The following is a 7351-nucleotide window of genomic DNA, read 5'->3' as shown; positions in this document are numbered from 1 at the left end:
AATGTCACGGTCAACTACCAAGACGCCGAAGGCAAGCAAATTGCCGCTTCTAAAACGTTAACTGGCAATGTCGGAACTGACTATCAAGCGGTTCAAGCATCAGTCGACGGTTACACGTTTAAACAAGTCAACGGCAATGCCACTGGTCAATTCAGCGACAAGGCTCAAACAGTGACTTATGTCTATACGAAAAATGTGACTAAGCCTATTCAGGTGATTGATCAATCAGGGACAAAAACTGATAATCAAGGGAATCAGTTAATACCAGCAACAAGCAAGCTTAAACCTCAACAACAATCCGGTTTAAAGATGGTTGCTAAGCAAGGTCAAACTAATCAGACGACTAAGTCAGCAGCTAAGCATAAACAGCAATTACCACAAACTGGTGTTGCTAAAGTGAACGGCCTATTAGGTGCAATTGGGGCGTTGCTAATGGCTGTCGTTGGAATGGTTTTCAAGAGACGAAAAAATTAATAAAATCGATTCATTCAATTTTAATGAATTGTTGATGACTTGAATAGCCAGTGTATTGCGATCATTTATCGCAATACACCGGCTATTTTTTTATAATAGATTATCAGTCAAATGAATAAGTGCATCATCCAGTCACGGCCCTAAATTAATTGCTTATAATAGTATTGCATAAAAATAATTAATGCTGTACACTTGATGTGTCGATATTGGTAATTTAACGATAAAAAAGTATTTCGGGAGTAATTATTTATGAAAAAATTTGTAAAAGGAGTTTCAGTTTTCGCAGCGCTAGCGATGGTCAATCCAGCAACGATTGCTTCGGCTGCGACGGCTATTAATCAAACACAGCCAGATGTCACACAAAGTACAAATGAAACCGCTACACCAAATGCAACCACTACGGGATTGCCCACAGATAACATACGGCATCTTTCTAATCTGTATGTTGAGCCGACAGAAAGCTATATGGCCTATAGTGGGCTTGGGGAATTAAACTTAAATCTCTATAGCAGTCAAAAAACACAATATTTAAGCAATATCTATATTGTGATGCCGACAGGCTTGACAGTCGATGGGGGCTTAGCTGCTATGCAGAAGAGTCTAGCGCAATACACCCAAATTAAACCACTTAACTCGGATGCCGATACCATTATTCACAACGGAACATTAACGGTTCAACAGTTGGCTAATACGGATGGCCGTGAAGTTTATGAAGTGACGCCAAGCGCTGGTGCCTATGTAACCGCTGGGGAATTTACAGAGACTGGGGCCGGTAATCCGGCATTGATGAATGTGCCAGTTCGCTCAAGTGCTGAGACTTCAGGATTGAAACAAATCCTTTTTAATGCAAATACGACGGCTGATATTAAACAAGATATGTTATTTGTCGGGGCTGGTGATGGCCAAAATGTGGCTTTCGATGATACCGTGCTCAATAAATATCCGCAAGTCACAGCAACGAGTGTAGGCATTCAAGGGACTGATGATCAATACGTCCGGGGAATTGCTTATCCCGGTATTCAGAGAAGTTTAACGTTATTTGCCGCAAATGTGGACGATAACTACACCGTGATAGACGCGAATACTAAGGAAATTATCAAACACGTGCCTACGATTTCAGGGGCCCTCGGGACAACCTATTCGCGAGTTGGTAAAGTCGATACATTGGCTGCACTCGGCATTGACTCAACGGTTTATGACGAAAAATCGTTGACAATCGACCAAGGTAATTTGAATGATACTGCTGTGCCGTTGACATCGCAGGACGCATTAAGTAATGATCCCTACACACATTTGGCCGGCCATACTTATACGCTATCCGCTAAACGGTTTGCGAAAGACGTGACGGTTAAATATGTCTACAGCAAGGGCGGTCTTTATGGACCAGTGACGACACAATTAGCCGCGCCAGTGCTCAAAAAAGGGGACATCGGGGATGCCTATACGACGGATGCACAGTCATTTGATGGGTATAAAATGACTAAAGTTGAACGTTCGATAGCTGGCAAGACAATTGACGATGCGACTGATGGCACATTGACCAATCAAGCTCAGACAGTAACTTATTATTATCAGAAAACACCAATCGTTCCAGCGGCTGATTGGACCATTAAATACGCGGATGAAGCGGGCAATAAAATTGCAGATCCAGAAATTGTTAGTGGAAATATCGATGATTTCTTTTCTGTTGCCGATTATATGAAACCAATTGACGGGTACACGTTGTCTAACGTTCAGGGTGAAGTGGGGGTCAATTTAACCAAAGATCCACAAACGACGACGCTGATTTATACCCACAATGTCGCTGGCAACGTCACGGTCAACTATGTTGATCAATCGGGTAACAAGTTGGCTGATCCTACGACGTTAACTGGGTTTGTTAATGACCCGATTAATGCAAAAGAAGCGTCAGTTTCTGGTTATACGGTTGTCAAGACCGATGGGACCCCAGATGGAAAGTTTACAGATAAGACCCAAACGATTACGTACCACTATGCTAAAATTGCTGATAATGTCACTGTTAAATACGTCGATCAAGATGGTAAAACAATCAGTGATGCTGATGGTGATACGACAGAGCTATTAAAGGGCAATGTCGGCGATGATTATCACGCAACTCAAAAGACAATATCAGGTTATGCCGCTGTCAAAGGTGAAGCGGATCAAACTGGTCAATTTACAGATAAGGCCCAAACGATTACGTATCATTACATCAAAAATGCTAAAGATCTCACCGTTAAGTATGAAGATGCTGATGGTCAGCAATTAGCTGATTCTGAAACAATCACTGGTAATGTTGGTGATTCATATACAACGGTTAAAAAAGACATTTCAGGTTACACGTTTAAAGCAGTGACGGGTCAAGAAAACGGGACACTCGGTGATACAGCTCAAACGGTGATCTACGTCTACACGAAAGACCCTGTTAAAGGGGCTGATGTTACCGTCAACTACCAAGACGTCGACGGTAACCAGATTGCGCCTTCTAAAACGTTAACTGGCAATGTCGGAACTGACTATCAAGCGGTTCAAGCGTCAATTGCCGGTTACACATTTAAACAAGTCAACGGTAACGCCGCTGGTCAATTCAGTGATACAGCCCAAACGGTGACCTACGTTTACACGAAGAACCCAGTTGTAGCTGGCAATGTCACGGTTAACTATCAAGATGAAGCGGGCAAGCAAATTGCAGCTTCAGAGACCTTAACCGGCAATGTCGATGACAGTTATCATGCCGTTCAAAAGGCAATCACTGGCTATCATTTCAAAGCAGTCACGGGTGAACCAGACGGTCGTTTTACCACTAGCGCACAAACAATCACTTACGTTTATACGAAAGATGATCCAAGTGTACCGATTAAAACTGCCAATCAAACGGTTAAATATGTTGATGAAAATGGTCAAACCATTGCAAGTACCGAAATTTTAACCGGTAATGTTGGCACGCCATATCATACGACCCAAAAGACAATCGCGGGTTACCATTATAAGACGATCACGGGTGCACCTGATGGCTTATTCGCAGAAAGCGCCCCAGTTGTGACCTATATCTATACGAAAAATCCCGTGCAAGGGGCTAATATCACCGTCAATTACCAAGATGCAGATGGCAACCAAATTGCCGCTTCTAGAACGTTGACCGGCAATGTGGGTGCAACCTACCAAGCGGTTCAAACACCAATTGCAGGGTACACGTATAAACAAGTTAGTGGTAACCCAACCGGCACTTTTGGAACTGTAGCCCAAACCGTGACGTACATTTACACGAAAAATCCGGTTCAATCCGGAGATGTTACCGTCAACTATCAAGATGTAGATGGCAACCAAATTGCCGCTTCTAAAACGTTAACCGGCAATGTTGGGGTAAGCTATCAAGCGGTTCAAGCATCAATTACGGGTTACACTTACAAACAAGTTGTCGGTAATGCCACTGGTCAATTCAGTGACAAAGCGCAAACAGTCACGTACATCTATACGAAGAACGCGACTAAACCAACGCAGGTGATTGATCCATCAGGAACTAAATCTGATAAGCAAGGTATTCAATCAACCACCCCAACTAACAATCTTAAAACGCAACCACAACCGGTTCAAAAAACGGGTGCTAAGCATAAACAACAATTACCACAAACTAGTGTTGCTAAAGTAAGTAGTTTATTAGGGATAATTGGTGCGCTTCTAATTGCTACCGTTGGGATGGTCTTCAAGAAACGACGTAATTAATTAGGCAAACCAATTAAAATAGTCAATTTATTTTCGATAAGCTATCGGAAATGAATTGACTATTTTTAATTTTTTATACTACCATTAGATGGAGCTAGAAAGCGCGCTAGATTACTGATATACGTGCATTGGACGCTATTTACACGGTCGTAATACTATTGCACGTATATGATTAATGTTGTATATTAAGTGTATTAACATCAATATTAACAGTACTTAACGATTAAAAAAGTATTTCGGGGGTAAAATGTTTATGAAAAAATTTGTAAAAGGGGTTTCGGTTCTCGCAGCGCTTGCGATGGTGAATCCAGCAACGATTGTTTCGGCAACGACCGCCACTGGTCAACCGCAATCGGATGTGACGCAGAATACGAATGAAACCGCTACAAAAGCGACACCGTTACCAACCAATAATGTGCACCATATTTCTAATATGTTTGTTACCGCAGCACAATATGTCGCGTTTGGTGGGATGGGGACGTTAGATTTACATCTTTATAGTAGTGAAGAAACACAGTATTTAGAAAGTATTTATATTGTGATTCCTAAGGGGTTAACCGTTGATGGTGGCATAGATGCCATGCAGAAAAGTCTGGATCGGTATATTCAAACTAAGCCGATTAATCCAGCAACGGGGCCTATTATCCATAATGGAACGTTGAGCATTCGTCAGTTGAAGGACACAGTTACTACAGGACGTGAGGTGTATCAAATTGTTCCAAGTACAGGTGCGTATGTTGTTAAACGCGAATATCCTGAAAATAGTTTAATGACAATTCCGATTCGAGTAGCTGGAAAAGATTCAAATTTAACGCAGATCCTATTGAATGCTGAAACAAAAGATGATATGGAGCAAGACATCCTGTTTATGGGGGCTGGTGATGGTCAAAACGTTGAATATGATGGTTCTATTTCTTATTACCCGTTAATTGCGACACAAAAAGTTGGGATTACAGAGGCAGATGATGAATATGTGTGTGGTATCGCAGCATATGGTTACGAAAAAATAGTAAAGTTATTCACGCCACAAGTAGACGATCAGTATGATGTAATTGATCCTTATACTAGAGAAGTAGTTAGAGCATCAGTTGTAACAACTGGCGATTCGGGCTCAACCTATTCGCGTGTTGGATTGGTTGATACACTGACATCGTTGGGATTAAATCCCGCAATTTATGATGAGAAGTCATTAACAATTAATCGTGGTAATCTAAATGATACGGCTGTTATTTTGACACCACTGAACGGCTTTACGAATGATCCTAGTGCGAAGTTAAAAGGTCAAACTTATACCATAACTGTTAAGCGTTTCGCAAAAGATGTGGCGGTTAAATATGTTGATCAAGATGGCAAGGCTATTACTGATGCGAATGGCGATACAACTGAAACCTTAACCGGCGATGTTGGTGATGATTACCATGCAGTTCATAAGGATATAGCGGGTTATACTGCGACTGTAGGTGAAGATAATCAAACCGGTAAATTTGCGGATACACCGCAGATGATTACTTATCATTACACGAAAATTCCAGTTCCGGCTAAGAATATTACGGTCAATTATGAAGACACAGACGGTAAGCAAATAGCTGCTTCTGAAACGTTAACGGGGAATGTCGATGACCCCTATGCAACCGTAAAAAAAGAGATTATGGGTTATGCATTTAAAAAAGTCGCTAATGATAATGCAACCGGAACTTTCAGTGAAACAGCTCAAACCGTGACCTATGTTTATGCCAAAATCGGCAAGGACGTTACGGTTAACTATGTCGATGCAGCTGGCAAAGAACTCGCTACTTCTAAAACGTTAAGCGGTAATGTTGGTGATAAGGTCAACTCTGAAGAAGCAAAAGTTGCCGGTTACGCAATGGTCAAAACCAACGCGACAGCCGACGATGTATTTACGGATGATGCGCAAATAATTACGTACCATTATGCCAAAATCGGTAAAGACGTCACCGTTAACTATGTCGATGCAGCTGGTAAAAAACTAGCTGAGTCTAAGACGTTAGGTGGTAATGTTGGTGATAAAGTTAATAGTGAAGCGTTGAAAGTTGCCGGTTACGCAATGGTCAAAACCAATGCGACCGCGAATGATGTATTTACGGATGATGTCCAAACAATCACGTATCACTATGCCAAAATCGGCAAGGATGTTACGGTTAACTATGTAGACGCAGCCGGCAAAGAACTCGCTACTTCTAAGACGTTAAGCGGTAATGTTGGTGATAAAGTCAACGCCGAAGAAGCAAAAGTGGCCGGTTATGCGATGGTCAAAACCAACGCGACCGCCGACGATGTATTTACGGATGATGCGCAAACAATCACGTACCATTATGCCAAAATCGGCAAGGACGTTACGGTTAACTATGTAGACGAATCAGGCAACAAAATTGTTGAGTCCAAAACGTTTACTGGGAATATCGGTGATCCCTATACAGCTGTTAAAAAAGAAGTATCAGGTTATGACTTCAAAAAAGTGACCGGTAATGAAACCGGGACGCTCAGTGAAACGGCTCAAACCGTGACCTATATTTATGCCAAAATCGGTAAAGACGTCACCGTTAATTATGTCGATGCAGATGGCAAAAAACTAGCTGAGTCTAAGACGTTAAGCGGTAATGTTGGTGATAAGGTCAACGCCGAAGAAGCAAAAGTTGCCGGTTACGCAATGGTCAAAACCAACGCGACCGCCGATGATGTATTCACAGATGATGTCCAGACGATTACTTATCACTATGCCAAAATCGGTAAGGACGTTACGGTTAACTATGTGGATGCAGCCGGTAAAAAACTAGCTGAGTCTAAAACGTTAAGCGGTAATATTGGTGATAAAGTCAACGCCGAAGAAGCCAAAGTTGCCGGTTATGCGATGGTCAAAACCAACGCGACAGCCGATGACGTATTCACGGATGATGTCCAAACGATTACTTATCACTATGCCAAAATCGGCAAAGACGTTACGGTTAACTATGTAGACGCAGCTGGCAAAGAACTAGCTACTTCTAAAACGCTAAGCGGTAATGTCGGCGATAAGGTCAATAGTGAAGCAACCAAAATTGCCGGTTACGCAATGGTCAAAACCAACGCGACAGCCGACGATGTATTTACGGATGATGTCCAAACGATTACTTATCACTATGCTAAAATCGGCAAG

General features: G+C 42.0%; 3 protein-coding genes. All 3 read left to right on the top strand.

Annotated features, from left to right (window positions below; genetic code table 11):
- On the top strand, window positions 1-474 hold a 474-nt coding region (locus tag LFUMFP_RS08760; protein ID WP_158697740.1), incomplete at its 5' end, for a MucBP domain-containing protein.
- Between the two features lie 249 nt (window positions 475-723).
- A complete protein-coding gene (locus LFUMFP_RS08755; protein WP_106483483.1) occupies window positions 724-4197 on the top strand; it encodes a MucBP domain-containing protein in 3474 nt (1157 codons plus the stop codon).
- Between the two features lie 253 nt (window positions 4198-4450).
- Window positions 4451-7351, top strand: a 2901-nt coding sequence (locus tag LFUMFP_RS08750; RefSeq protein ID WP_199190582.1) for a MucBP domain-containing protein, incomplete at its 3' end; no start/stop codon positions are given.

This window comes from Latilactobacillus fuchuensis, assembly GCF_900258455.1.
In the GTDB taxonomy this organism is placed as follows: Bacteria; Bacillota; Bacilli; order Lactobacillales; family Lactobacillaceae; genus Latilactobacillus; species Latilactobacillus fuchuensis.
The sequence above is the reverse complement of the archived record's forward strand: the minus strand, read 5'-3'. Positions and strand labels throughout refer to the sequence as shown.